This is a genomic window from Falsiporphyromonas endometrii (assembly GCF_042654485.1).
In the GTDB taxonomy this organism is placed as follows: Bacteria; Bacteroidota; Bacteroidia; order Bacteroidales; family Porphyromonadaceae; genus Porphyromonas; species Porphyromonas endometrii.
Genome location: NZ_JBHSGO010000084.1, coordinates 1 through 2,253, shown reverse-complemented (window position 1 = coordinate 2,253; position 2,253 = coordinate 1). Strand labels below are relative to the sequence as shown.

Annotated in this window: 1 protein-coding gene; it reads right to left on the bottom strand. The window is 36.4% G+C overall.

Going from position 1 to position 2,253, the window contains the following annotated elements; all coding sequences use genetic code 11:
- Nucleotides 1-187: 187 nt before the first annotated feature.
- A complete protein-coding gene (locus ACFO3G_RS03405) occupies nucleotides 188-1,720 on the bottom strand; it encodes a potassium/proton antiporter (RefSeq protein ID WP_380077996.1) in 1,533 nt (510 codons plus the stop codon).
- Between the last annotated feature and the right edge of the window lie 533 nt (nucleotides 1,721-2,253).

Sequence of the window (2,253 nt, the reverse complement as noted above, 5' to 3'; positions counted from 1 at the left end):
ATCTGTTTTAGGAGTTCCTGTGAGTCCAATGGTAGCTCCCATCCAAAAATTGGCTGCTTAAACTCCAAAAATGAGGGGTTGCTAAAAAATTAGAGGCTGAATCATTACGAATAATGACACAGCCCCCCGACTTGATTTATTATAGCTTTAATTGTCCTACATATTCATCCAACTATATTCTCGATATTCACTTCTTATTTGCTTTTTTCTCTTGGACCCTCTGTCTGAGCTTTTCAATATTTTGTTCTCTCCGAACATCTATAATTTCATTGTCAAGGATATTTTTCTTATCAGTTTCAGACACAATAAGTAGAATATCTCCGACTTTCAAATGCATGGGGCCTTTGGGAACTCTGTACGAATTGTTTCTCTTGATCAAGATTACAAGCTCTTTGTCATCCAAATCTATATCCATTAGTCGATCTCCGGAGGAAAGCATCTTCTTGTTTACTTTTCTTTCTTCCATCTTTGTCCCTGTCTCTTCGGGTATTTCAACCCCAAAGAGGTTTCCAACCGGAGGCGCAGGAACAGACAGCTTGAGCAACTTAGCCACATATCCGACAGTACTTCCCTGAACAAGTAATGATACAATTGTAATAAAGAATACAATATTGAATAATATCTGAGCTCCCGGCACATCCATCAGTATAGGATAAGTGGCAAAGATAATTGGGACAGCACCACGCAATCCAACCCAAGACAGATAAATTCTACCCTTGAAAGAGAGTTTTCTAAGAGGGAGCAATGAGATAAGTACGCTCAAGGGCCTTCCAAAGAAGATCATAAATAGAGCAACTATGAGGCCAAAACCTGCAACTTTGAGAAGCTCAGGGGGATGTACAAGCATTCCTAAAAGAATGAATAAGATGATTTGAACCAACCATGTTATGCCATCAAAAAAAGTAGCAATACTTTTTTTATGTACCAGTCTGCTATTGCCGACAGTAATACCGGCAATATATACAGCCAAATAACCATTTCCTTTCATTAATGATGTGATAGAATAAATCGCAAAGACAAAACATAAAAGGATAATAGGGTAGAGCGTGTCATTATCAATGTTTACTCTATTAAGGAGATTTACAGCTATTCTGCCAATTATATATCCGGCAATAATTCCAACCACAAATTGAATAATAAGATTGCCACCAATTAACCATGGATTGGCGTTGCCTTCACTAATAAACTGTATCAGTGCCAAGGTGAGCATATAAGCCATAGGGTCATTACTACCACTCTCCAACTCCAATGCAGGTTTGAGGTTCTCTTTGAGATACATATTCTGAGATCGGAGTATGGCAAAGACAGATGCAGAGTCTGTACTTGACATTAGTGCTGCCAAAAGTAAAGCTACCGGCAAGGAAATTTCAATGGGAGCAATATGATATATACTACAAAAGTAGACAAAGCCTCCGGTGAAAATAGTCGTCAAAATAACCCCTAAGGTCGAAAGAATGACTCCCTCCTTGATGACAGGTTTGATTTCTTTGATTTTGGTATCCATACCTCCGGAAAAGAGAATAATGGAAAGGGCTATGACTCCTATTAATTGAGCAAGTTTGGGGCTACTGATAGACATTCCCAAGCCCGAATTACCACATATAATACCGGCAAAGAGGAAAAGTAGCAAACTGGGTATTCCAAACTTATATCCAACTTTTCCTGCTAATATACCTCCAAGTACGACTATTGCTGCAAGTAATAAATAATGTTCGATCACGAGTGTGTAATGTGTATTTATGCTGTTATAATTATGATACAAAACCTATGGATTCGCATTCAAGTCTCATTGAGGCTACTTTGATTGATAATGGTGATTTAATCCTTAAGTTTGTTCGACATAATTCAAAGTAGCTTCATTAATTTGATTGCTTGAGAACAAAAAGTGATTTTTACTCTCTAAATTAGAGTCTTAAGTAAACGAATCTCCGCATTCGTAAAGGTAATAAAAATGCTCTTTCTACAGTTATAAGCATAGGTATCAAAAATACTATCAGATCTGATAAATTCATTATTCCAACATATTTATCAAGATAAAGAAAAGCCTTACTGCAAATTGGATGATACATCTTCTAAGCAGTAAGGCTTCATTATCAATAAAAGAGTTTGATTATTTCATCTCATTCGATACTGTCCCAAAAAAGTGTGTAAGACCCAAGACTATTATCTTTGAAATTACAAACTAAAAAACGATAAAAAGCATGAACCTTACACAAGTACAAATTAAAGAAATTATTTCGAATTGTCTGTCAG